Annotated in this window: 22 protein-coding genes; 19 read left to right on the top strand and 3 right to left on the bottom strand. The window is 64.4% G+C overall.

Going from position 1 to position 22,028, the window contains the following annotated elements; translation table 11 throughout:
• Positions 1–5 precede the first annotated feature (5 nt).
• Entirely contained in the window at positions 6–1,259 is a 1,254-nt protein-coding gene (gene eccB / locus BJP07_RS10320) for a type VII secretion protein EccB (protein WP_071567372.1), read from the top strand.
• On the opposite strand, the gene BJP07_RS10315 is transcribed toward eccB, so the two are convergent.
• Together BJP07_RS10315 and eccD are read right to left on the bottom strand one after the other, a co-directional pair.
• Complete coding sequence (locus tag BJP07_RS10315; protein ID WP_071567371.1) at positions 1,256–2,440, bottom strand: S8 family serine peptidase; 1,185 nt, start codon at positions 2,438–2,440, stop codon at positions 1,256–1,258. The two genes, eccB and BJP07_RS10315, sit on opposite strands and share 4 nt — an antisense overlap.
• Before the next feature lie 4 nt (positions 2,441–2,444).
• Complete coding sequence (gene eccD, locus BJP07_RS10310; protein WP_177222559.1) at positions 2,445–3,770, bottom strand: type VII secretion integral membrane protein EccD; 1,326 nt, start codon at positions 3,768–3,770, stop codon at positions 2,445–2,447.
• 136 nt (positions 3,771–3,906) lie between these two features.
• Between eccD and eccCa the strand changes: the two genes are divergently transcribed.
• The 10 genes from eccCa to BJP07_RS11095 all read left to right on the top strand — a co-directional run bounded on the left by eccCa (position 3,907) and on the right by BJP07_RS11095 (position 13,951).
• A complete protein-coding gene (eccCa, locus tag BJP07_RS10305; RefSeq protein WP_071567369.1) occupies positions 3,907–7,563 on the top strand; it encodes a type VII secretion protein EccCa in 3,657 nt (1,218 codons plus the stop codon).
• A complete protein-coding gene (locus BJP07_RS10300) occupies positions 7,560–8,480 on the top strand; it encodes a type VII secretion-associated protein (RefSeq protein ID WP_071567368.1) in 921 nt (306 codons plus the stop codon). The genes eccCa and BJP07_RS10300 overlap by 4 nt, the downstream gene beginning before the upstream one ends.
• A gap of 154 nt (positions 8,481–8,634) precedes the next feature.
• Complete coding sequence (locus BJP07_RS10295) at positions 8,635–8,952, top strand: WXG100 family type VII secretion target (RefSeq protein ID WP_071567367.1); 318 nt, start codon at positions 8,635–8,637, stop codon at positions 8,950–8,952.
• A gap of 46 nt (positions 8,953–8,998) precedes the next feature.
• Complete coding sequence (locus BJP07_RS10290; RefSeq protein WP_070477587.1) at positions 8,999–9,283, top strand: WXG100 family type VII secretion target; 285 nt, start codon at positions 8,999–9,001, stop codon at positions 9,281–9,283.
• Positions 9,284–9,478: 195 nt separating this feature from the next.
• Positions 9,479–9,922 carry a 50S ribosomal protein L13 gene (gene rplM / locus BJP07_RS10285; RefSeq protein ID WP_071567366.1) on the top strand — a complete coding sequence of 148 codons (444 nt, stop codon included), beginning with the start codon at positions 9,479–9,481 and terminating at the stop codon, positions 9,920–9,922.
• Complete coding sequence (gene rpsI, locus BJP07_RS10280) at positions 9,922–10,452, top strand: 30S ribosomal protein S9 (RefSeq protein WP_071567365.1); 531 nt, start codon at positions 9,922–9,924, stop codon at positions 10,450–10,452. The genes rplM and rpsI overlap by 1 nt, the downstream gene beginning before the upstream one ends.
• A gap of 95 nt (positions 10,453–10,547) precedes the next feature.
• On the top strand, positions 10,548–11,891 hold the full coding sequence (glmM, locus tag BJP07_RS10275) for a phosphoglucosamine mutase (protein ID WP_071567364.1): 1,344 nt from the start codon (positions 10,548–10,550) through the stop codon (positions 11,889–11,891).
• 117 nt (positions 11,892–12,008) lie between these two features.
• Positions 12,009–12,332, top strand: coding sequence for a hypothetical protein (locus tag BJP07_RS10270; RefSeq protein WP_143111777.1), 324 nt, complete (start codon positions 12,009–12,011; stop codon positions 12,330–12,332).
• The gene (locus BJP07_RS10265; RefSeq protein WP_071567362.1) at positions 12,326–13,645 is read left to right on the top strand and encodes a hypothetical protein; all 1,320 of its coding nucleotides are present in this window, start codon (positions 12,326–12,328) and stop codon (positions 13,643–13,645) included. Before BJP07_RS10270 ends, BJP07_RS10265 begins: the two co-directional genes overlap by 7 nt.
• On the top strand, positions 13,646–13,951 hold the full coding sequence (locus BJP07_RS11095; protein WP_071567361.1) for a hypothetical protein: 306 nt from the start codon (positions 13,646–13,648) through the stop codon (positions 13,949–13,951).
• On the opposite strand, the gene BJP07_RS10255 is transcribed toward BJP07_RS11095, so the two are convergent.
• Entirely contained in the window at positions 13,940–14,794 is an 855-nt protein-coding gene (locus BJP07_RS10255) for a dienelactone hydrolase family protein (protein ID WP_071567360.1), read from the bottom strand. The genes BJP07_RS11095 and BJP07_RS10255 overlap by 12 nt on opposite strands.
• A gap of 128 nt (positions 14,795–14,922) precedes the next feature.
• On the opposite strand from BJP07_RS10255, the gene BJP07_RS10250 reads away from it, so the two are divergent.
• From BJP07_RS10250 to groL, 8 genes are all read left to right on the top strand, one after another.
• Positions 14,923–15,582, top strand: a complete 660-nt coding sequence (locus BJP07_RS10250) for a GAP family protein (protein WP_071567359.1) — start codon at positions 14,923–14,925, stop codon at positions 15,580–15,582.
• Between the two features lie 20 nt (positions 15,583–15,602).
• Positions 15,603–17,150, top strand: coding sequence for an alanine racemase (gene alr / locus BJP07_RS10245; RefSeq protein ID WP_083584207.1), 1,548 nt, complete (start codon positions 15,603–15,605; stop codon positions 17,148–17,150).
• 20 nt (positions 17,151–17,170) lie between these two features.
• On the top strand, positions 17,171–17,671 hold the full coding sequence (locus BJP07_RS10240; protein ID WP_070363044.1) for a hypothetical protein: 501 nt from the start codon (positions 17,171–17,173) through the stop codon (positions 17,669–17,671).
• Positions 17,671–18,348 carry a tRNA (adenosine(37)-N6)-threonylcarbamoyltransferase complex dimerization subunit type 1 TsaB gene (tsaB, locus tag BJP07_RS10235; RefSeq protein WP_071567357.1) on the top strand — a complete coding sequence of 226 codons (678 nt, stop codon included), beginning with the start codon at positions 17,671–17,673 and terminating at the stop codon, positions 18,346–18,348. Before BJP07_RS10240 ends, tsaB begins: the two co-directional genes overlap by 1 nt.
• Entirely contained in the window at positions 18,345–18,818 is a 474-nt protein-coding gene (gene rimI / locus BJP07_RS10230; protein ID WP_071567356.1) for a ribosomal protein S18-alanine N-acetyltransferase, read from the top strand. The genes tsaB and rimI overlap by 4 nt, the downstream gene beginning before the upstream one ends.
• Positions 18,815–19,867, top strand: a complete 1,053-nt coding sequence (gene tsaD / locus BJP07_RS10225; protein WP_071567355.1) for a tRNA (adenosine(37)-N6)-threonylcarbamoyltransferase complex transferase subunit TsaD — start codon at positions 18,815–18,817, stop codon at positions 19,865–19,867. The genes rimI and tsaD overlap by 4 nt, the downstream gene beginning before the upstream one ends.
• A 165-nt stretch (positions 19,868–20,032) precedes the next feature.
• Positions 20,033–20,332 (top strand): co-chaperone GroES, encoded by a 300-nt coding sequence (gene groES / locus BJP07_RS10220; protein ID WP_070363040.1) that lies wholly within the window; start codon positions 20,033–20,035, stop codon positions 20,330–20,332.
• A 21-nt stretch (positions 20,333–20,353) separates the two neighbouring features.
• Positions 20,354–21,964, top strand: coding sequence for a chaperonin GroEL (gene groL, locus BJP07_RS10215; protein ID WP_071567354.1), 1,611 nt, complete (start codon positions 20,354–20,356; stop codon positions 21,962–21,964).
• The last annotated feature ends 64 nt before the right edge of the window (positions 21,965–22,028 follow it).

Here is a 22,028-nt window from a genome sequence, read left to right as displayed (position 1 = left end):
AACATATGCAGCAACGCTTGTTGCCAACCACGCGCCCGCAGGTGTCGGGACACAGGTTTATGCAGCGCCGTGTGGAGCACGGCCTCATCTACGGTGACATCAGGATGATTCACGACCCGCTGGCGGCGCGACGGCGCGCCGGGATCTTTGGGGCGGTCGGCGTCGTGCTGATCGCCGCGGTGATGGGGCTGTTCGCCTGGATGAGCCCGAACCCGCACCCCGGCGAAGCCCCCATCGTGCGCGCTACCGACGGTGGCCTCTACGTGCGCGTCGACGGCGCCCTGCACCCGGTGACGAACCTGACGTCGGCGCGCCTCATTGCGGGGGAAGCCGCTGAGCCTGCCCGCGCCGGCGGGGACTACCTGGCGACGGTGCCGCGCGGGCTGCCCGTCGGCATCGTGGCGGCGCCAGGCATGTTCGCGCCGGAAGCTACGGAGGAGCACGCCTGGTCAGCGTGCCACGCCGAGGACAAGGTGGTGGTGGTCGCGGGTCAGGCGTCGGTGCCATTGTCGCAGGGCACGGCGGTGCTGGCGGTGGCGGATCACCGGGAGTGGGTCGTCGACGCGCACGGCCGTAGGCAGTTGCCGCCATCCACGACTCCGGAGGGGCGCATCATGCGCCGCGCACTAGGCATCGACTCCACGACGCCCCGTTGGTCGCCGCCGACCGCGGTGCTCGGCGCCCTGCGCGAGGGCTCTGCGTTTGCGCTGCCGGTGCGCCTTCCGGAAGTACTGCGCACGCCGGAAGGTGCCTGGGTGCTCACCGAGCACGGCGGTGTGCAACAAGTTTCGGACACTGTGGCACAAGTGCTTCTCGACGCCGGCGCTGCCTCCCGCAGCGTCAACCGCGCAGACATCGCGCATTACCCGGACGCGCAGCCACCACTCGACCTACGCATCCCCCACGAGGCACCGCGCTGGGTGCAGCCAGCGCAGGACACAGTATGCGTGAACGGTGAACGAGGCGCTGCCACCTGGCCGAAGGCCTCGGGCGACGCGCTGGAGGGCGCAATCGCCTTGGCGGGAACCGGCACCGCGACCCACTTTGCTGGACTGCGCGAGGGTGCCGTCGGCGTGGATACCGGCCAGGGGCTACTCGTGGTCTCCCCGGAGGGCACTCGCCATGAGGTGGCAGGGCAGGCCACGCTGGACCTCATCGGTGTGCGCCATATAGAGAGCGCACCGTGGCAGATCGTGTCGCTGCTTCCAGCAGGTGCTCCGCTCGAGCGGGCTGTCGCGCTGCGGCCAGTGACGTCCTAGGGTTTCCGGTCCCCGCGCAGGGAGCGTGCCACGATTGTCAGCGCGATGAGCGCCAAGAGCCCGCCGAGTGCCAGCCCGGCGCGCCGGGCTGCAGGTGAGGTGGTGGGCAGTGGTGCGTCGATGGCGGTGACGGTCGCCGTGCGGGGTGGTGTGGGTGGTAGTTGGGTGACGATGTCTTCTGGGCGCAGCGCCCCGCCGTGTGGTTCGGCTGCGGCGTAGACGATGTCGCGGACTTGTTTCGGTGAGAGGTGCGGGTAGCGCTCGAGGAGGAGGGCGATGGCGCCGCTGACGATGGGAGCGGCGAAGCTGGTGCCTACGTAGGGTTGGATGGTTGGTGTGCCGTCGGGCTGTAGCTCGCCGGCGACGCCGGTGGCAAACCCTGCGCCGTCGGAAGCGAGGACGATGGGCGTGGTGCCGCGGGCGGACAGCGGGGGCTTGGGGGATGGGATGGAGTAGTCGGCGACGGTGTGGGCGTCGTCGCGAGCGCCGATGGCGAGGACGGTGGGCATGTGGGCGGGGAAGACGGTGAAGCCGTCGGCGCATTCGTTGGTGGCGTTTCCGGCGGCGGCGACGATGACGGCGCCGGAGGTTTCGGCGCGGTGGAGTGCGGCGTCGAGTTCTCTGGTGTCGAGACTTGCTGCGAGGTAGGGCGGCATGCAGGAGACGACGGAGATGTTGATGACGCGTGCGTGTTCGTCGAGGGCGTTGTGGATGGCTTGGCTGAGCGTGGCGAGGGACCCAGAAGCGTGTTCTTCACGGTAATGCGCGGAGGTCTGCCGAATGGAGATCAGGTGCGCTGCGGGTGCGATGCCGAGGTCGCGTCCGGCGATGATGCCGGCGACGACGGTGCCGTGGCTGTCGCAGTCGAGAAATGGGGCGGGGTCGTCGGGTGTGACGAAGTCCCGGCCGGGCGTGACAGGCGGCAGCTGCGGGTGTCGTGCGATGCCCGTGTCGATGACGGCGACGCGTACGCCGCGCCCGCTTGCGTGGCGGCGCGCGGCGAGGATGGAGGGGTCTGGTTCCGGCTGTGTGGCACGGTCTGGTTGGAGGTGGGCGGGGCGGGCGCAGGCGTAGTCCTGGGCCTTCACAGTCGGAGCCGGAGCCACGATGGGCAGGGCCGCACCAACGGCGAGCGGGACGCAGAGGGTAGCGAAGAGGCGTCGAGAAGCAAGAGGGGGCATAATTTTACAGTCCCCTGATGAGGTCGAAGAGCCCTGTCAGGTGCACCGCGAGCGGAATGACGGCGATGAGAGCGGCGGCCTCGGCGCGCTCGAACCACACCACCGTGGTGGGCTCGAGGTCGGGCACGTGGCGGGACCAGATGACGGCGGTGGCGCACGCAACAGCGACGGCCCCCGCGGCAACGAGAAATGCGGGGTGAGGGCTGGGCTCGACAACGGTGGCGAGCACCACGGCACCGAGCCCGCCGAGCGCCAGCGCTGTCAGCGCGATGCGAGGGGTGGGGTAGTGGTGGCGCACCGCGTGGATGAGCAGCGCACCTGCCACACAACCGGCGAGCGCCACGCGCCAGCCCAGCGCGGCGTCCATCGTGGCGATGCCGTAGAGCGCCGGCAGGCAGCAGGTGGTCACGGCGCACGCGATCGCTGCTGCCACCGTCAGCGCAGTCTGGCTGCGCGTATCGACGTCACTCTGGTACACATCCGAGCGGTCAAAATCCTCGCCGGCGGTGGGGATGCGCGGCACCTTGAGTCCCGCTGCGGCCGTCGCGATGTGCGGGGTGAGCATGACCAACAGCAGCCCGAGCAGTACGACCACCGCCGCCCCCGCGTGGTGCTGCGGCAGCCAAGCGCCGAGCGAAGCTGCGGCCAGCTGCAGCGCGCACACCACCGCGAACGTTGCAACGGCTGGGCCGCACAGCCTGAGCATCACTCCTACGACCACGCAGGCCACGGCAGTGATTGCCGCCGCGAGCATCCCGATCGCGGTATCGCTCGTTGCATCCCAGCTCGCAGGAGGACCCGCTACCCAAGTGCCGACCCCAAACATGGCGGCGCCGAGAAACGCCACGTAAACCGCGCTGCTTCGCGCCGCGAGCGATAGCACCAGCGCCGTCGCAGCCGCCAGGCCCGCGCCGAACGCCCAGCCGCCGACCGTGCCGGCCACCGCCGCAATACACAGCAGGCCCAGCACCGTCGCACCAATGTGCAGCCCACGCACGTCGCGAGCAGAGGCCGCGGCCGCGCTCAGCGAATGGGCTGCGTCACGGATCACGGGAGGCGTCGGCTGCTCCTGAGGGCGCATCACCACAGTCGCACCGTTTCTCATCTTGAGCTGGTATAGCGGCGCATGCCCATCGAGCGGGATACCGGCCACGTTGGTGAACTCCCACGGGCGGTGCAGCTGCGGCAGCTCCACAAAGCGCGCGATCTCGGGTATCAGTTCCTGGAGCGACGAGGACGTCGGCAAGCTGAGGTCGATATCGCGGTGAAGCGAAGCGACGTCGATACGAATGGTGACGTGCACGATGTGATGCGTTGCAGAAACTGCCACGATGAATCCCCCCGGAAAACATACAAATGCGCGACTTGGCGCTTAACTTGAACAATGTAGCGCACCATCGCCTAGAATGCATGCAGAAGTTGCGCGAGGGGGAATGTGCAACCGGGGAACGCATGAGGGGGAAAGCATGCTAGGTCTTGACCACGAACCAGTCGTGACACCATCGACGGCGCACACACTCGCGCCGCCGCCACCACTGCGGACCGGCCAACTACGCGCCGAAGCAGTACCGCAAGCACACAAGGACCAGCCGATGCCGCTGCTGAAAGTGTTGCTGCCGGTAGTCATGGTGGTTGCCATCGGGGCGGTGATGGCACTGATGGTGATGTCCGGGCGCACCGTGAGCCCAATGATGCTCATCTTCCCGGTCATGATGCTCTTCGGCATGGTCACCATGTTTTCGCCACAGGAACGCCAAGGCGACATCGACGAGACGCGCCGGGTCTACCTGCGGCACCTGGACGCCCTCGCTCACCGGGCGCGCAGCAACGCCGAAATCCAACGCGAGCACGCCGAATACCTCCACCCGGCACCAAACGCCCTGCTCACTGCGGTGCCTGCAGAGCGCGTCTGGGAGCAGCACGCTGCCTCCCCATACGCGCTGCAGGTGCGGATCGGCGTCGGGGCGGTCGCGCTGCACACCCCGATCGAGGTTGACGACCCAGGCTCGCCCGAAGATCTCGACCCGGTGTGCGCGGTGAGCCTGCGCAGGACGGTCGCCGCGGTCAACACAGTCCAAGAGATGCCGATCGTGGTGGCGCTCAACGCGTTTCCAGTGATCACGCTGGTGGGGCCGCGTGCGGCGGAGGTGGCGCGCTCGATTGTCGCGCAGCTGGCGTTCTTCCACGGCCCGGAACTCGTCGGCATCGACTTCGCCCAGGCGCCAGCAGAGTTCGCGTGGGTGAAATGGCTGCCACACTCCGCAACGCCGGAGGCAGCACAATTCCAGCTCATTCTTCTCGACGCCACCACGCACCCCTCCGTGATCTCCTTCAGCACCAGCGCCACCAGCAGCGAGAACGTGTGCGTGCTGGTCATCCACCCGGACCCGGACTGGCTGGTGGACGAGGAGGCGTTCCACCTTGTCTGCGACGAGGAGCTCCACGCGCTGACCGGGATGGGCCTGGAGTTTCTGGGCAGGCCTGACAAGATTGGCGCTGCGGAGGCGAAGCTGATCGCGCGCCAGCTGGCGTTCTACCGTCGCCCGGAGCTGCTCAGCGCCGAAAGCGCCTCCCACGGTGGCAAGCTGCTCCCGATGCTTGGCATCAACGACATCGCCGAGCTGGACGAGCACACCATGTGGACCGGGCGCGAAGGCACCCGCCAACGCCTCATGGTCCCGATCGGGTCGACTGCCCAGGGCCAGGCCCTCTACCTGGACCTGAAGGAGTCCGCCCAGGGCGGGATGGGCCCGCACGGGCTGTGCATCGGCGCGACGGGCTCCGGCAAATCGGAATTGCTCAGGACGCTCGTGGTGGCGCTCGCCGCCACGCATTCGCCGGAGGAGCTCAACCTCGTGCTCGTCGACTTCAAGGGCGGCGCGACGTTCCTCGGTTGCGAGTCCCTGCCACACACTTCGGCGGTGATTACTAACCTGGAGGACGAGTCCATCCTGGTTGAGCGCATGTACGACGCCATCTCTGGTGAGATGAACCGGCGTCAAGAGCTGCTGCGCAAGGCCGGTAATTTCGCCAACATCACCGACTACACCGCGGCCCGGCTCGCGGGCGAAGACCTTGCACCGCTTCCGGCGCTGGTCATCATCTTGGACGAGTTTTCTGAGTTGCTCAGCCAACACCCGCACTTCGCTGACCTGTTCGTGGCCGTCGGCCGACTTGGCCGCTCGTTGGGCGTGCACCTGCTGCTCGCCTCCCAGCGCTTGGAGGAGGGCAAGCTGCGCGGGCTGGACTCGCACCTTTCCTACCGTATCGGTCTCAAGACCTTCTCAGCGGCCGAGTCGCGGCAGGTGCTCGGCGTGCCGGACGCCTACGAGCTACCCAGCGAACCAGGGGCGGGTTTCTTGTCCACGGGTTCCGGTGAGCTGCAGCGCTTCCGTGCAGCGTATGTGTCGGGCCCCTTGGAACGCGCCCGCGGCGTTACCAGGCGGGAGGCGGCCGCGGCGGTTCGCCTGTTCCACGGGTGGGAGCCGCCGCCGGTGGAGGACGCGGAGGAACATGTGGGCGTCGATACTGATGCGACGACGACGTTGCTGGAGGCGGTCGTCGAAAAGTCGAGGGAGGTCGCGGACGTCCTGGGCATGCGGGCGCACCAGGTGTGGTTGCCGCCGCTGCCAGCACAGATTGAGCTTTCGCAGGTCTACGGCGGTAGTGAGTCGATGCCGAAGCTGCAGGCGATCATCGGGGTGATTGACGAGCCAATCAAGCAGCGTCAGGTTCCGCTCGTGCTGGACTTGTCGGTGGCGGGTGGCCACGTGGCGCTCGCGGGCGGGCCTCAGACGGGGAAGTCGATGGCGGTGCGCACGATGGTGGCGTCGCTCGCGTTGCGACACACCACCGACGAGCTGTGCTTTTACATTATCGACGCCGGCTCCGGCAACTTCAGCGATCTTGCAGAGCTACCGCATGTGGCGGGTGTCGCACAGCGCACGGATGAGGAGCGGGTGCGCCGCGTCGTCGACGAGCTAGTGGAGGTGCTCGACGACCAGCAGCGGCGCACAAACCGCCACACCGTGCTGATCGTGGACGGCTGGCACACGTTGCTCGCGCCGGATGCGAAGACGGAGGACCTGCGCGAGCCGCTGACGCGCCTCGCTGCGGAGGGGCCGGCCGTCGGCATCCACTTGGTAGTGACTACGCAGCGCTGGAACGCGATCCGCGCGAACGTGCGCGACGTGATCGGCACCAGGATTGAGCTGCACCTTACCGAGCCGATGGATTCGGTCATCGATAGAAAGGTGCAGGCGAAGCTGCCGGCGCTTCCCGGTCGTGGCATCACTGAGGAAGGGTCGTTCATGCTGGTTGCGCATACTTCCGCGCAGGACGTGGCACATGTGCGCACTGCGACGCAGTCCCAGCCGCCGGTGCCGCGCCTGCGGGTGTTGCCAAGCCACGTGGAGGTGGCGGAGTTGCTCACGCCGGGAGGCCAACGTCTGCCGCTCGGTGTTGGCGGGCCACGTCTTGCGCCGTTGTGGAGCGAGTCTGGCCACATGCTCGTCATCGGTGCGAGCGCTGCTGGTAAGTCCACCGCGATTGCCTCGGCCATCACCGCGATTGAGGCCATGGGACGTGAGCAGGCCCGCATGGTGATTCTGGACGTGCGCCGCACACACCTGGGCCGGGCGAACCCGGACATGGTGGCGGCCTACGCCGCCTCTACCAGCGCCGTCGATGAGGCAGTCAGTGCGCTGACCACCACGCTGCGCGGCAGGCTGCCCGGCGCGGATGTGACCCCGCAGCAGCTCGCGCAGCGTTCTTGGTGGGAGGGTCCGGAGCTCTACCTCGTTGTCGATGATCTCGAGTTGGTTCCGGAGGACACCTTGCGTGAGCTGGCCACTTTGTTCCCGCACGCCCGCGATATTGGTCTGCACGTGGTGGCTGCCCGAAAGTTCGGCGGCGTATCGCGTGCCATGTTCGGCAGTTTCTTGTCTTCGTTGAAAGACCTGCTGCCGGACGTCGTCATCCTCGACGGCACCAGGGACGAAGGTGCGCTCTTTGGGGTGCGCCCAGCCCCGCAACCACCCGGCCGAGGCCTGCTCGTCCAATCGGGTGAGGCCCGTGGTTTGGTCCAAGTCGCCGCACCCTACTCCGAAGGAGCCACACTATGAAACCCGATCTTCGCATCACGATGACGCCCACGAACACCGTGTTCACCGGCGCCGCCAACGTGCACCGCTTCGATGGGCCCAGCCCGCGGGAAGTCGCGCAGTACGTGCGTGGTCTGTTCGGGCCCGACCCGGGCGGCGCCGTGATTCAGATCGCCGCCAACCCCGAGGACCTTGACCAGTTCGAGCAGGCCATGAGCGGCTACGACGTCACCATCGCCGCTGAGCGCCTCGAGGTTGAGGTCGACCCGCCGACCGAGGAGCACCCCGCCATCACCGCCGAAGACCTTGCGCCGCGCCGCGCATGGTGGCCGTTCATCACCCTCGGCGCCGCTGTGGTCGTTGTGGCAGCTATCTGCGGCTTTGTGCTCTTTCGCTTCTTATCGACGCCCTCTTCGCCCACCACGGCGCTGCCGACAGGGGCGACGTCGGCTACTGCGACCGTGCTGCACAGTCAGCCGACGGCGTCGCGGGCGTCGACAAGTCCTGCTCCTTCTGCGGCGAGCGAGCCGACCGCCGTGCGGCTTGCGCAGGACGGCCTGGCGATTGAGCTGCCGCCCGGGTTTCAGCTCGCGCAGCACGAGCAAGGGTGGATGGCCACTGGCGCTGACCCTGACATGCGCGTGCTGATCTCGGCCGAGAACCGTTACACGCTGCCGCCCGAGCAGTTCGTATCCCAGTTGCTCAGCGGTATCGAGCGTGACCCTGAGCTCACACTTGTGGAGCACAATCTGCACGCCGTGACCTACCGCGAGACTGCCCCAGGTGGCGCCGAGACGCTGTGGCGCACCTGGGCGCACGACTCCTGCCAACTCTTCGTGGCGTGCCAAACGCGGCAGACACCCAGCCGAGTACAGCAAGCGACGTGCCAGATGGCCTTCGACACCGCGGAGTTCACGCCGCCGACGGGGGAGGGATGAGGCGAACGCGCAGCTTACACGTGGTGGGAGGGCGGGAAGAAAAGTTTCTTCAACATCGAGGGAACCGAAACGCAGTTACGTGCGTCCAACTATATGAACAGCTTGGAACGCTGTCGTTACAACCAAGACACAGTACCTAGTAGGGGGATTGAACATGGAACAGTTCAGAACAGAAGCCGACGTCATGCGCGCAACTGCCGACCGGGCAGATGACACCAACGCAAACGTCAACCGAGAGATCGATCGCGTGCAGCAGGTCGCGGAGTCCACGCGCAGCTACTGGGTGGGCAACGCGCAGCGCAGCTTCGATGACTTGATGGTCCGCTACGACGACGCGCAGCGTCGCCTCTCTGAGGCCCTGCGTGACATCGCGAACAACATCCGCGACAACGCCAAGAACTACGAGAGCACCGACGCGACGAACACCGACAATTTCCGCTCGCTGTCTGGCTCAGCAGGCTTGGCGCTCTAATCCGACGCAACGACCATCTTCCGAAACGTAAGGGGACATATCCATCATGCAAATCAAGTACGACTTCGCCCAGATCGCTAACGCAGCTGAAGACATGCGCTCGTCTGCCACGCGTATCACCAGCCAGCTCAACGAGCTGAAGCAGATCATCCAGCCGATGGCGCAGACCTGGGAAGGTACCGCAGCATCCGCCTACCAGGCCCACCAGGCGAAGTGGGACCAGGCCGCTGAGGACCTCAACACCATCCTGAACCAGATCGCGAGCACCGTGGAAGACGGCAACTCGACCATGCTGGCAGTGAACAACGCCGCGGCAAACAGCTGGGGGTAACAACACATAGCAGCCGCTGAACAGCAAGGCGCCAGGGGGAGCGTCTTGCTGTTCCGTGCTTTGTGCTGTAAAGTTTGCAGCTTGTGTGCCGTGCTGCTTGTCGGGTCTCCACCGGCCGCCGTCTGAGCAGGATACAGCGCACAGTTTTATACGTTATGGCCGGCAGCCAACTAGACAGACTTGAAGGAGTCATGCATGTCTACTTACCACCCAAAGAGCGGTGACATTACCCGTAAGTGGTACGTCATCGACGCCACGGACGTGGTCTTGGGCAAGCTTGCGTCGACTGCAGCGGATATCCTGCGCGGCAAGCACAAGCCACAGTTCGCACCGAACGTTGACACCGGCGATCACATCATCGTGATCAACGCCGAGAAGGTCCACATCTCCTCGAACAAGCGCGATCGCGAGATGCGCTACCGCCACTCCGGCTACCCGGGTGGTTTGACGACTATGACGCTTGGTCGTGCGCTCGACGAGCGCCCGGACCGCGTTATCGAGGAAGCTGTCAAGGGCATGATGCCGCACAACAAGCTTTCCCGCGAGTCCATCAAGAAGCTTCACGTCTTCGTCGGCTCCGAGCACCCATACGAGGCTCAGAAGCCGGAAACCTACGAGTTTAAGCAGGTGGCACAGTAATGGCTGATCAGAACAACATCGCAGCTGAGACCGACATCGACGCGGCAACCGCGGCGACGGAAGAGTTCAACTACACCATCGGTGACGCTATTGCTCCAGAGGTCGAGGAGACCCAGGACGCCGTTGAGGTTGCACCGCTGCACGAGGGCCCAATCCAGACTGTTGGTCGTCGTAAGCGCGCTATTGCTCGCGTGACCGTCGTTGAGGGCGAAGGCAAGATCACGGTCAACGGCCGCGAGTTCGAGGACTACTTCCCGAACAAGCTGCACCAGCAGGACATCCTGCTGCCGCTGACCCTGCTTGAGCGCGAGGGCCAGTTCGACATCAAGGCAAACGTCAAGGGCGGCGGCCCAACCGGTCAGTCCGGTGCGCTGCGTCTGGCGATTGCTCGTGCGCTGAACATCTACAACCCGGCTGAGCGCCCAACCCTGAAGAAGGCTGGTCTGCTTACCCGTGACGCTCGTGCGGTCGAGCGTAAGAAGGCTGGTCTGCACAAGGCCCGTCGTGCACCGCAGTACTCCAAGCGTTAATCACTACGCTGGTTGTATCACCAACCGCCCCCTGGCACTCGCCGGGTGGGCGGTTGTTGTTTTTGTATAGCAGTCGGTAGTGCATAATAAACAGCATGACTCGATTGTTTGGAACTGATGGTGTCCGTGGTCTCGCGAATGAGCGTTTGACGGCGTCGCTGGCGCTGAAGCTTGGTGCGGCCGCCGCGACCGTACTGACGAAGGATCGCGGGGCTTCAAAGCGTCGCCCTACGGCGCTGATTGGCCGCGACCCGCGCGTGTCCGGTGAGATGCTGGCTGCTGCGATGGCTGCGGGCATGGCGTCGAAAGGTGTGGATGTCCTGCGCGTCGGAGTGATCCCCACCCCGGGCTTGGCATTTCTCACTGATGACTACGGTGCGGATATCGGCGTGATGATTTCCGCGTCCCACAACCCTATGCCTGACAACGGCATCAAGTTCTTCTCTGCTGGTGGCCGCAAGTTGCCTGACGAGGTGGAGGACGAAATCGAGCGCGCCCTCGACACGTTGGAAGACGGTGGCCCAACCGGCACCCGCATCGGCCGCGTGATCGAGGAGGCCCCTGACGCCCAGGACCGTTACCTGGCGCACTTAAAAGAGTCGATGGGCACCAGCCTGAAGGGCATCAAGGTGGTCGTGGACTGCGCGAACGGTGCTGCGTCTGAGGTTGCCCCGAAAGCATATGAGGCTGCCGGCGCAGAGGTCGTCGCCATCTACAACGAGCCGAACGCGTTTAACATTAACGACGGCTCCGGTTCCACGCACATGGACAAGGTCCAGGCGGCCGTCGTCGAGTACGGCGCGGACCTTGGGGTCGCCCACGACGGCGACGCGGACCGCTGCCTCGCCGTTGACGCCGAGGGCAACATCGTTGACGGCGACCAGATTATGGCCATCCTTGCCTGTGGTATGAAGGCGGAGAATAACCTGCGCGACAACACGCTCGTTGCCACCGTGATGAGTAACCTCGGCCTGACGCTCGCGATGGAACGCGAAGGCATTGCGCTGAAGCAGACCGCGGTGGGTGACCGTTACGTTCTTGAGGAGCTCAACCGTGGGGACTTCTCCCTTGGCGGCGAGCAGTCCGGCCACATCGTGGTGCCGGAGCACGCGACCACCGGCGATGGCACGCTGTCCGCGCTGCTGCTAATGGAGCAGATGGCAGAAACGGGCAAGAGCCTCAAGGAGCTCGCGCAGGTGATGCAGGTGCTTCCGCAGGTGCTCATCAACGTTCCGGTGTCGGAGAAGTCGAAGATCATGAATTCGCAGGAAGTGCTTGATGCGATCGCTGAGGCTGAAGAGGAACTTGGGCACTCGGGTCGCGTCCTGCTGCGTCCTTCGGGCACGGAGGAGCTGTTCCGCGTGATGGTGGAGGCTGCCGAGGAAGAGCAGGCGAGAAAGGTGGCGGGTCGCCTCGCGGCTGTCGTCGCGGCAGTGTAGAGTCCGTTGGTAAGAAATTTTGGCCTCGCGGGGAACCGCGGGGCCGTTGGGGGAGTCTAACTAGGAGAACCTGTTAGAGCTGTCGACTATTGGTCGACGTGGAATTTGGGGGAAATCTTGGACACTGTAATCAACAGTGGCGTCAACCTTGACGTCGACGCGGTGCGGTCGTATTTTGCCGACGCCATCTCCGCCTACGAAGACACCGCCACGGACTTCGCCCGCCAGCAGCCCGACCTGGGTGCTGACGATTTCGGTGACGGTTTTGCTGAGCAAGGCCAACGCATCACTACGGCGGTACAAGAAGTTTATGCGGACTCGCTCCGGCTGCTGGAGGAGAGAGCGCAGCAGTGGGAGGGGATCCGCAGCCTTGCCCAGGAAGTCCAGGGCGCTGATGAAGACGCCACCGACGGCATCTCGAGGGCGGGGTCCGCATGGTAACCAGCGATGTTGTAGAGCAGGGGGTGCAGCGGTTCTCGCAGTCCGTTGCGGCGGCCCCAGGGCTGGAAGGGCCCGAGCGCGACGAGCTGCAAGCGCTGGCGAGGGAAGTCATTCGGGAACTGCAAGCGACGCGCTGCCAGGACTTGGGCGGGTTCCGCCAAGTTGGTGCTTCGCTGAGCGCGTTCAATTGTGATGCCGTGGGCTACAGATTCTCGTTGAAGTCGCCGTGCCGGGACACACCGGGTAGCCGTGAGTGGTTTGAGCAGATCGGCGTGGGGCCGCGGGAGCGGTGCTCTGCAGATACAGAGAAACGCCATTTTGCTCGCCTCAACGAATTAGGCAGCTCCATCACGTCGTGCTGCTGCACGATCGACGACGTGAAGAAGACATCGAATCTGGCCGTGGAACAGTTCGTCATCCTGGCGCATTCCCACCTAGAGATGTTGGCGAAGCTGGGGATCGCAACCCTGATCCGGCCTTTGGTACAGGTCGTGGTGGAGGCGATGCGGCAGGCGAGCCAGACGGCGAAGGAATGCAACGTGGCAGTTTCGGAGTGCCTCGACGCAATTGCGGTCTGCGTGGAAGAAGCACAGCAGCCTTGTAGCCTGCCGCCAGGAGGGAAGCCGGTTGGTACTGCGGCCGCTGCAGCGTCGGCCGCGGCGGCGAGTGCTGCGACTGCCGGCGCGGGTGTCTCCGCGCCACCCGCCGCGCCGGAACCAGCACCCGCACCGCCGACGCCGCCTCAGCCGTGCGAGCGTCTCATCTCCTTGGGGAACGCTGGTACGCAGTCCGCATCAGCAGCACTGGCAGGCGCGGCAGGACTGAACGTAGCGTTTAACTTCGATGTTGACGTGCACGTCAACGCACCAATCGAGGCCATGACTCGCGATGTAGCAGCAGCGTTTGCGCCGAGCCAGGCGCAGTGCTTTACGGGAACGTTCGCGCAAACGGGTGCGGCCGTGGTCATCGAGAGCATCAACGTGTTCGCCGCAAACATCGATGCGGCATGGCAGTGTGCGACGGAGACCGTAGGGGCGGCGTGTGATGTCGCCGAACCCGCTCCGGCACCTGAGCCTGCACCTGAGCCGGCGCCTGTGCCCGAGCCTGCGCCTGCTCCGAAGGTGGATGCGAACGGGGTGTTCGTGCCGCCAGAACAACTTGGTCAGGTGGAGCAGCCACCAGTACCGGCAGAAAAGCAAGCGATGACGGCACCGGCCGCAGCGGAGGCGTCATCAGAACAACACACTGAGCAGCAGTCAGAGGACACCCGCTCGACTGATGCTTGGGGCGTCAAGAAATTGGGGGAATGGTAAATGGATTTTTCAAGGTTTGCAGCGCAGTATCGGCAACGAACCGCAATGCGGATGGAGAACTTTGAAAAGATGATTGCGGAGCACCATCGCCAAATGGAGATGATGCTGACCGAACAGCGACGTGCTGCCGCGCTGGGCTATAAGCGCCAACCGGTGGTCATCCCGCAGGGCGGTGAGCGGCTGTTCCCGATTCGCCGGCCGGTCCAAGGCGGTATTGCTTCGATCCGTACCGAGGCGCGTCCAGAATCCGCCAGCGCCCCAGCGGATGCGAGGCGCGCCGACCAGCCCGGGGTGCTAGAAGAATGAGAAGAGGCTGTCGTCCTTGGTAAGCCCCGCCAGTTCGGCGAGGTCTTCACCGGTGTAGGACGTCACGTTCTTCCCCGTGGCATCCGGGGAGGAGTAGGCAGCGTACTTCTTCTCGCCAGCGAGCTGGTGGAGGAGGAACCCGGTGAGCAGGCCACGCACCGTGGTCTGCAGCGAGGCGCTTGATTTGCCCAGGCCGAGCAGACGTTTGGTCAGTGTGTCCTCCGAGAAGCTTTGCTGCTCGCCTTTCTTGATGCTGCGGTAGGCCACCTCGCCAGCCCAGTTGTATGCAAGCTTGGCGGGGTTACCCGGGTCAAACAGCGAGTCGCCGTCTTCGCCGGGCCCGATGATGAGGCCTGGGCGAAGCGCGCGGCGAGCCGCCTCTACTGCGGAGGGTGCCACGTTCGCCGGATAAATAGCGGCGACTGCCTGCACCTTCGGATTGTCTACTGCGGTGAGTACGGCTGCGCCGCCGCCCATGCCGTGGCCGACAACACCAAGACGCTGTGGGTGGATGCTAATTTTGCCGTTGCCCAGGCGCACACCGGTCAGGATCTGCAGGGCTGTCTCTAAATCTGCAGCGAAGCCAGCGTGGTCGGGCCGCCACCCTTTTTCAGTATCCGGGGCGGCGACAGCAATCCCCCAACTGGCCAGGTGGCGCAGCGTTGCGTGGTAGTCGTCGACACTCTGGCGCCAGTCGTGGCCAAAGGCGACGGCGGGAAGGTTCTTGCCTTCGGCAGGTGTATAGACCTTGCCTGGCAAACCGGTGTAACCGAGGTCGCCTTCCAGCACCTTGTGGGGGCCTCGCTTGGACAGTTCAGCTAGCTTCTTCAAATTCGCAGACACGCAACCTACCCTACTTGAATTCTGCAGTACGGAAATAGCGCTTCTGCGTTTTCGTGGTTTAGGGTTAGGGGCCAGATCGAGATAGGGCAGATACAGAGCCCGATGAAGCCACGCGGAAGGAGCGGTACATGCTTGCAGCGTTGTCCTTTGCGTTCATTGATTCCATCAACGTGCTGTTGATCGGGGTCATCGTGGCAGTCGGGGTGGTTGCCTCCCAGGCGCAGCGGCAGTACGCGAAGATCACGGCGCTGCTCATTGCGGGCGATTGGCTTGGGGTCGCGAGTCTTGCAGCGGTGATGCTGTTCGTCTTCGATGGGCTGGGTCCGGTTGTGCAAAGGTTTGTCGAAGGCCCTATTTTCGGGTGGCTTCTCATCGCTACTGGTTTACTGACTGCGGCGCTGGCGCTTCGCGGGGGAGACAACCACGCGCTGGTTGAGCGGGTGATGCGTCCGCTGCGCGCGCCTAATGCGTTGACGGTGCTGACGGGCTTTGTGCTGGGGGTCGTGCAGTCGGCGACGTCGGTGCCGTTCTTCGGCGGGCTTGCGGTGTTGTCTGCGACGGGGATTGATACCGCGACGAAGTACAGCTTTTTGGTGCTCTATGCGACGGTCGCGTTGTCCCTCCCAACGTTGTGTGCCCTGCTGGTCGGTTGGGTGCGGGCGAAGCCGGACTCTTTGGCGGGGCGCGGTTTCGCGTGGGCGCGCTCACACCCGGATACGGTTGGTCTGACTGCGACGTGGGCGGTATCAGTGCTGCTGGGCGTCGTTGGCGTGGCACATTTGTTGTGATCGTTGTTCAATAGATGCCCATGAACGCTTTGAAACTTCGCATTGACCTGGCGGCGATTGCCCACAACACGAGGCAGTTGCGTCGTCAGGCTGGTGGCGCGCGCTTGATGTGTGTGGTGAAGGCGGATGCGTATAACCACGGCGCGGCGAAGTGCGTCCCCGTCATGGACGCGAATGGTGCTGATGCGTTCGGCTGCGCCACGATCGCGGAGGCGGTCGATGTGGCGAAGCTGACGTCGAAACCCGTGATGGCGTGGCTGTGGGCTCCGGGGGAGGAGCTAGTGGAGGGCATCGAGATGGGTGTGCCGAGCCTTGCGCACCTGCGCGCGCTTATCGACGCCCACTTCGCCCCCACCGTGCACCTGATGATCGACACGGGGATGAACCGCTCAGGTGTGGATGAGGAGCAGTGGCCGGAGCTGTTCGCGATGGCCGCTGAGGCGCAACGCGCCGGTCAGCTCCGCGTGGCTGGGCTGATGAGCCATTTTGCGTGCGCGGATAACCCAGCGGACCCGTACACGGACCGGCAGTTGGCGACGTTCCGGGAGGCGCTCCACCAGGCGCACCAGGCGGGTCTGGAAGACTTGGTGAACCACGTGGCGAACTCACCAGCGACGTGGACGAGGGACGACGCGCGCTTTGAACAGATCCGCCCTGGGATTGGTCTGTACGGACTGGAGGCAATCGACGGCACCGATAACGGGCTGCGACCTGCGATGAGCTGGGTCGCAACAGTGACCGCGGTCAAACCGATCCGCGCGGGGGAGCCGGTGAGTTATTCGGGAACGTGGACTGCGCCCGAGGACGGGTTTACCGCCGTGGTGCCCGCCGGCTACGCGGACGGTGTGATGCGCATTTGGCAGGACCGGATGGACGTCACCATCAACGGTGCGCGCTACCCCCAAGTGGGTCGGGTGTGTATGGACCAGATCGTGGTGTGGCTGGGGGCAAACGAAGCTGGCGTCGCGCCGGGCGATGAAGCGGTACTTTTCGGTGTCGGCGGCGTGAGCGCGGACGAGTTCGCGCTGCGAGCGAACACCATTCACTACGAGGTGCTGTGTGCACCGAAAGGACGGACAGTGCGGGAGTACGGTGGCAGGCGTGTATGCGAGACGCGCGAGGAAACGCAGGTGTTGGGGCGTGAGCTGGGGGAGGCGCTGCGCGCCGGAGACGTGGTAATTCTCGACGGCCCGCTCGGCGCCGGGAAGACCACCCTGACGCAGGGTATTGCCGAAGGGATGCAGGTCAAGGGACGTGTCACGAGCCCAACCTTCACCATCGCCAGGGAGCACCGCGCGAAGGAGGCGGAGGGGGCGTCGTTAATTCATGTCGATGCTTACCGCCTGTTGGGGGAGGGCGGATCGGGCGACCCCCTGGGCGAGCTCGACGCGCTGGACCTCGAATCGGAGCTGGACCGCAGCGTCGTGGTGGCCGAATGGGGCGGTGATCTTGCAGGTCACATCGCAAACGAGTACCTCTTGGTCACGATTGATCGCACCACGCTCGTGGAGCAAGACGAAGACAGCGAGGGCCGCATCATTACATGGCGGTGGGTGCATACAGAATAGGAAGATGTAGGCTGTAGGCCATGCTGAAGCTGAACAATACTAGCCGTGGTTGGGTCGCTATTGCGTGTGCACTGTGGGTGATTGTGCTCGTTGCTCTCATTTTCATCCCGCTGACCAAGCCGTCCCCAATGGCGGCTGCGACGCCAACGAATTCTCTTTCCCGCTCCCTTGAAGAGGTCAAGCCTGGTGGTGAAGCCGTTGCGGGCCAGCTCATTGACCTGACTCGCGTCTACGACAAGGACTACATCGGGTTCACCACGCTGTGCCCGAACGAGCCGGACCAGCTGCTGCTGAGCAAGCTGCAGGCGCTGAACCTTGACCAGGACCGCTTTGATTTCTCCGGCGACTGGGGCTACATGCTGCTGTTCGACGAGGACCAGAACGCGGAGATCGACCTGGACAAGGTGGAGCTTTCCAAGGTGAACATCTGCTCCATCCCGCAGTCGGAGATGTTCCCGATGAACACGCCGCTGCCTTTCCACAAGGACGGTAACGGCTGGGTCATGGGAGTAGCGGCTTAATGCTGACGCTGGCGCTCGATACCGCCACGCACGACCTGGTTGTCGGCGTGGGCGATCAGCAGTCGCGCCGCGTGGATGCACAGCGGGTAATCAGGACCCGCTCCCATAACGAACTTTTGGTCCCCACTGTCAACGAACTACTGGCGGAAGCGGGCTGCACGTACGGTGCGCTCGACGCCATTGTTGTTGGCGTGGGGCCAGGCCCGTTTACGGGGCTGCGCGTAGGCATGGCCACCGCGTCCGCGTTTGGGCAGGCGTTGGGAGTGCCGGTCTATGGCGTGTGCACCCACGACGCCATTGCCGCGGAGGCCGCGGAAGCCGGGGGCACTGAGGGGAAAAGCGTGCTTGTGGTCACCGACGCGCGCCGCCGCGAGGTGTACTGGAGCCTGTACCGTGACGGTAGGCGCGTCGACGGGCCGCACGTCAGCGCCGCCAGTGCGATCGATGTCGAGGGCGCCGAGGTGGACCTCCTCGTCGTTCCTGAAGCGCTGCGTGAGACTGTGAAGGTCGCCGCTGGCGAGGTACGTGATCTCGCGCCGGGCGTGCACGGTTTGCTGGCTGCCTGCGATACGTCCGTTGCGCCTGGGCCGCTTACGCCCTTGTACCTGCGCCGCCCGGACGCAGTCCCTCCCAAGCCGCGCCCGCGCTCTGCTGCGCTGCCGGATGTTGCACTGTGAATATCCGGGAGCTGACGCCCAGCGATGCGGACGCTGTCGCAGCGTTGGAGGCGGTGCTTTTCTCCGATGAAACCCCGTGGTCGCGCGAGGTGCTGCTGACGCAGTTCGCGCAGCCGTACACGTTCTACATCGGGGCCTTTGATGATGAGGGCGCGTTGTTGGGCTACGCGGGCCTTGCGATGCTCGGCCCCCGCAACGAGCCTGAGTTCGAAATCCACACCATCGGGGTGGCGCCTGGCGCGCAGCGTCGTGGCGTGGGCGGGGAGTTGATGGATCAGCTCGTCCACACCGCTGACCTTGTCGACGGCCCGATGTTCCTCGAGGTGCGCACCGACAACGTCGCGGCGCTCGGCATGTATAAACGCTACGGCTTTTCCGTGGTTGGCACGCGCAAGAACTATTATCAACCTTCTGGTGCGGACGCGTATACGATGATGCGCCCACGCAAGAGTGAAAGGGAGCAGGCATGATTGTTGCCGGGATTGAGTCCTCATGTGATGAGACGGCCGTCGGAATTGTCGACGTCCACTCCGACGGCACCATGGAGATCCTTGCGAACCAGGTGGCGTCTTCGATGGAGCAGCACGCCCGCTTTGGTGGCGTGGTGCCTGAGATCGCGTCGCGTGCCCACCTTGAGGCGATGCCGCAGGTCATGGCGGCAGCCCTGGAGGAGGCCGGTATTGACGCCCCGGATGTTGTCGCGGCAACGATCGGGCCGGGCCTGGCGGGTGCGCTGCTGGTTGGGGCGTCCGCGGCGAAGGCGTATGCGGCAGCGTGGGGCGTGCCGTTTTACGCCGTGAACCACTTGGGTGGTCACGTTGCGGTGGCGAACCTGGAGGGGCAGGAGCGGCTTCCGCATTCGGTGGCACTGCTGGTTTCTGGTGGGCATACGCAGTTGTTGGAGGTTGAGGCCGTCGGCAAACCGATGCGCGAGTTGGGCTCTACCCTTGATGACGCCGCCGGCGAGGCCTACGACAAAGTCTCGCGTCTGCTTGGACTTGGCTACCCGGGCGGTCCGGTTATTGACCGCCTGGCCGCGAAGGGCAACCCGGATGCGATCCCGTTCCCGCGCGCGTTGAGTAGGGCCGACGATTTGCGGGGCGAGCACCGTTTCGATTTCTCGTTCTCCGGTTTGAAGACTGCCGTGGCGCGCTACGTGGAAAAAGCGGAGCGCGAAGGCTGGGTGGTTAACGTGGAGGACGTGTGCGCGTCGTTCCAGGAAGCGGTGTGTGATGTGCTCGTCCGCAAGGCGCTGTTGGCGCTGGAGGAGACGGGCGCAAAAACGCTCCTGCTTGGCGGCGGGGTGGCGGCGAACAGCCGCCTGCGCGCACTTGCTCAGGAGCGTTGTGTAAAGGCCGGGGTGGAGCTGCGCGTGCCGCGCTTCGGGCTGTGCACCGACAACGGTGTGATGATTGCCGCGTTGGCAGGCCAGCTCATCCATGAAGGGGCGCAGCCTTCGGAGCTGTCCGTTGCGACGGATACGTCGTTGGAAGTGGAGATTCCACTCGTTCACCAGTAAGTATTGGTGAGAACCGTCACAATGTTGAGTGTTAGCACTCGCAGGGGTAGAGTGCTAACAAGGTTGTGGAGAGCGCAGTTGTACACCCGCGACGACGGCTGGGCCTTCAAATAACCTCAAACTACTGAACTGATAGATACAACATTGAAGGAAGGCGTTCAGATCATGGCAAACGTCAACATCAAGCCACTGGAAGACAAGGTTTTGGTACAGATCGCTGAGGCGGAGACCACCACGGCATCCGGCCTGGTTATCCCTGATTCTGCTGCTGAGAAGCCGCAGGAGGCAGTTGTTATTGCTGTTGGTCCTGGCCGCTTGGATGAGCAGGGCAAGCGCATTGCTGTCGACGTCAACGAGGGCGACACCGTCATCTTCTCCAAGTACGGCGGCACCGAGCTGAAGTACAACGGTGAGGAGTACCTGCTGCTTTCCGCTCGCGACCTGCTGGCCGTCGTCGAAAAGTAATTGAAGGGGGCGTAGCCACCAATGGCAAAACTTATTGCATTTCATCAGGAGGCCCGCGAAGGCATCAAGAAGGGTGTTGACACCCTGGCGGATACCGTCAAGGTCACCCTTGGCCCACGCGGCCGCAACGTTGTGCTTTCGAAGTCGTGGGGCGGCCCGACCGTCACGAACGACGGTGTGACGATCGCCCGCGACATCGACCTCGAGGAGCCGTTCGAGAACCTCGGTGCGCAGCTGGTGAAGTCCGTCGCAGTGAAGACGAACGATATCGCCGGCGACGGCACCACGACCGCGACGTTGCTCGCGCAAGCGCTGGTCACTGAGGGGCTGCGCAACGTGGCCGCTGGCGCGAACCCGATCCAGCTCAACAAGGGTATCCAGGCTGCGGCAGAGAAAGTTATCGAGGAGCTGAAGTCGCGCGCGACGGAGGTTTCTTCCTCCGCCGAGATCGCCAACGTCGCCACAGTCTCCTCCCGCGACTCTGAGGTCGGCGAGATGGTTGCCGGTGCGATGGACAAGGTCGGTAAGGACGGCGTCGTCACTGTCGAAGAGTCCCAGACGATCGACTCGTTCGTCGACGTCACTGAGGGCGTGTCCTTCGACAAGGGCTTCCTGTCGCCGTACTTTATGACGGACCCCGACGCCGGCCAGGCGGTGCTGGAAAATGCCCGCGTGCTGCTGGTCCGCAACAAGATTTCTTCGCTGCCGGACTTTCTGCCGCTGCTGGAAAAGGTTGCGGAGGCTTCCGTCCCGCTGCTGATCATCGCCGAAGACGTCGACGGTGAGCCGCTGCAGACACTCGTGGTGAATACGCTGCGCAAGTCCCTGAAGGTTGTCGCTGTGAAGTCGCCGTACTTCGGCGAGCGTCGTAAGGCGTTCATGGACGATCTGGCTGTGGTGACCAACGCGACCGTCATTGATCCCGAGGTCGGCATGGCTCTCAAGGACGCCACGCTGGACGACCTCGGCTCGGTGCGCCGCGTCACCGTGACCAAGGACGACACCGTGCTTGTCGACGGCGCCGGTTCCGCCGAGGACGTCGAGGAGCGCCGCAACCAGATCCGCCGCGACATCGAGGCGACGGACTCCACCTGGGACAAGGAGAAGATGGAGGAGCGCCTGGCGAAGCTGTCGGGTGGCGTTGCCGTCATCCGCGTCGGTGCCGCGACCGAGACCGAGGTGAACGAGCGCAAGCTGCGCGTCGAGGACGCCATCAACGCTGCCCGCGCGGCTGTTGAAGAAGGCATCATCGCCGGTGGCGGTTCTGCGCTGGTCCAGATCGCACGCGAGCTGGAGACCTTTGCGGAGTCCTTCGAAGATGAGCAGAAGACCGGTGTGCTGGCAGTGGCCCGCGCACTCGTGAAGCCGGCGTTCTGGATTGCGGATAACGCTGGGCTGGACGGCTCCGTTGTTGTGTCAAAGATCGCCGACATGGCCAACGATGAGGGCTTCAACGCCGCAACGCTGGAGTACGGCAACCTGATTGAGCAGGGAATCATTGACCCTGTGAAGGTAACGCACTCTGCTGTTGTTAACGCTTGCTCGGTTGCCCGCATGGTGCTGACCACGGAGGTATCTGTGGTGAACAAGCCGGAGGAAACTGAGGAACACGCACACGGTCACACGCACTAACCAGCGTTTGTAACGTGGTGGGCCCGGGCGGACTTGAGCCGTCCGGGCTTTTGCGTGCGTGAAG

It is taken from the genome of Corynebacterium sp. NML130628 (assembly GCF_001875665.1).
Classification (GTDB): Bacteria; Actinomycetota; Actinomycetes; order Mycobacteriales; family Mycobacteriaceae; genus Corynebacterium.
Note: the sequence above shows the minus strand (reverse complement) of the source record. Positions and strands in the feature narration are given on the sequence as shown.

Coding starts and splice junctions, on each gene's coding strand:
- groL (WP_071567354.1), top strand. CDS start 20,354: ATGGCAAAACTTATTGCATTTCATCAGGAGGCCCGCGAAGGCATCAAG.
- BJP07_RS10300 (WP_071567368.1), top strand. CDS start 7,560: ATGAAACCCGATCTTCGCATCACGATGACGCCCACGAACACCGTGTTC.
- BJP07_RS10295 (WP_071567367.1), top strand. CDS start 8,635: ATGGAACAGTTCAGAACAGAAGCCGACGTCATGCGCGCAACTGCCGAC.
- eccB (WP_071567372.1), top strand. CDS start 6: ATGCAGCAACGCTTGTTGCCAACCACGCGCCCGCAGGTGTCGGGACAC.
- tsaD (WP_071567355.1), top strand. CDS start 18,815: ATGATTGTTGCCGGGATTGAGTCCTCATGTGATGAGACGGCCGTCGGA.
- BJP07_RS11095 (WP_071567361.1), top strand. CDS start 13,646: ATGGATTTTTCAAGGTTTGCAGCGCAGTATCGGCAACGAACCGCAATG.
- BJP07_RS10265 (WP_071567362.1), top strand. CDS start 12,326: ATGGTAACCAGCGATGTTGTAGAGCAGGGGGTGCAGCGGTTCTCGCAG.
- alr (WP_083584207.1), top strand. CDS start 15,603: ATGAACGCTTTGAAACTTCGCATTGACCTGGCGGCGATTGCCCACAAC.
- BJP07_RS10315 (WP_071567371.1), bottom strand. CDS start 2,440: ATGCCCCCTCTTGCTTCTCGACGCCTCTTCGCTACCCTCTGCGTCCCG.
- tsaB (WP_071567357.1), top strand. CDS start 17,671: ATGCTGACGCTGGCGCTCGATACCGCCACGCACGACCTGGTTGTCGGC.
- eccCa (WP_071567369.1), top strand. CDS start 3,907: ATGCTAGGTCTTGACCACGAACCAGTCGTGACACCATCGACGGCGCAC.
- groES (WP_070363040.1), top strand. CDS start 20,033: ATGGCAAACGTCAACATCAAGCCACTGGAAGACAAGGTTTTGGTACAG.
- rpsI (WP_071567365.1), top strand. CDS start 9,922: ATGGCTGATCAGAACAACATCGCAGCTGAGACCGACATCGACGCGGCA.
- BJP07_RS10290 (WP_070477587.1), top strand. CDS start 8,999: ATGCAAATCAAGTACGACTTCGCCCAGATCGCTAACGCAGCTGAAGAC.
- BJP07_RS10240 (WP_070363044.1), top strand. CDS start 17,171: ATGCTGAAGCTGAACAATACTAGCCGTGGTTGGGTCGCTATTGCGTGT.
- BJP07_RS10250 (WP_071567359.1), top strand. CDS start 14,923: ATGCTTGCAGCGTTGTCCTTTGCGTTCATTGATTCCATCAACGTGCTG.
- glmM (WP_071567364.1), top strand. CDS start 10,548: ATGACTCGATTGTTTGGAACTGATGGTGTCCGTGGTCTCGCGAATGAG.
- rplM (WP_071567366.1), top strand. CDS start 9,479: ATGTCTACTTACCACCCAAAGAGCGGTGACATTACCCGTAAGTGGTAC.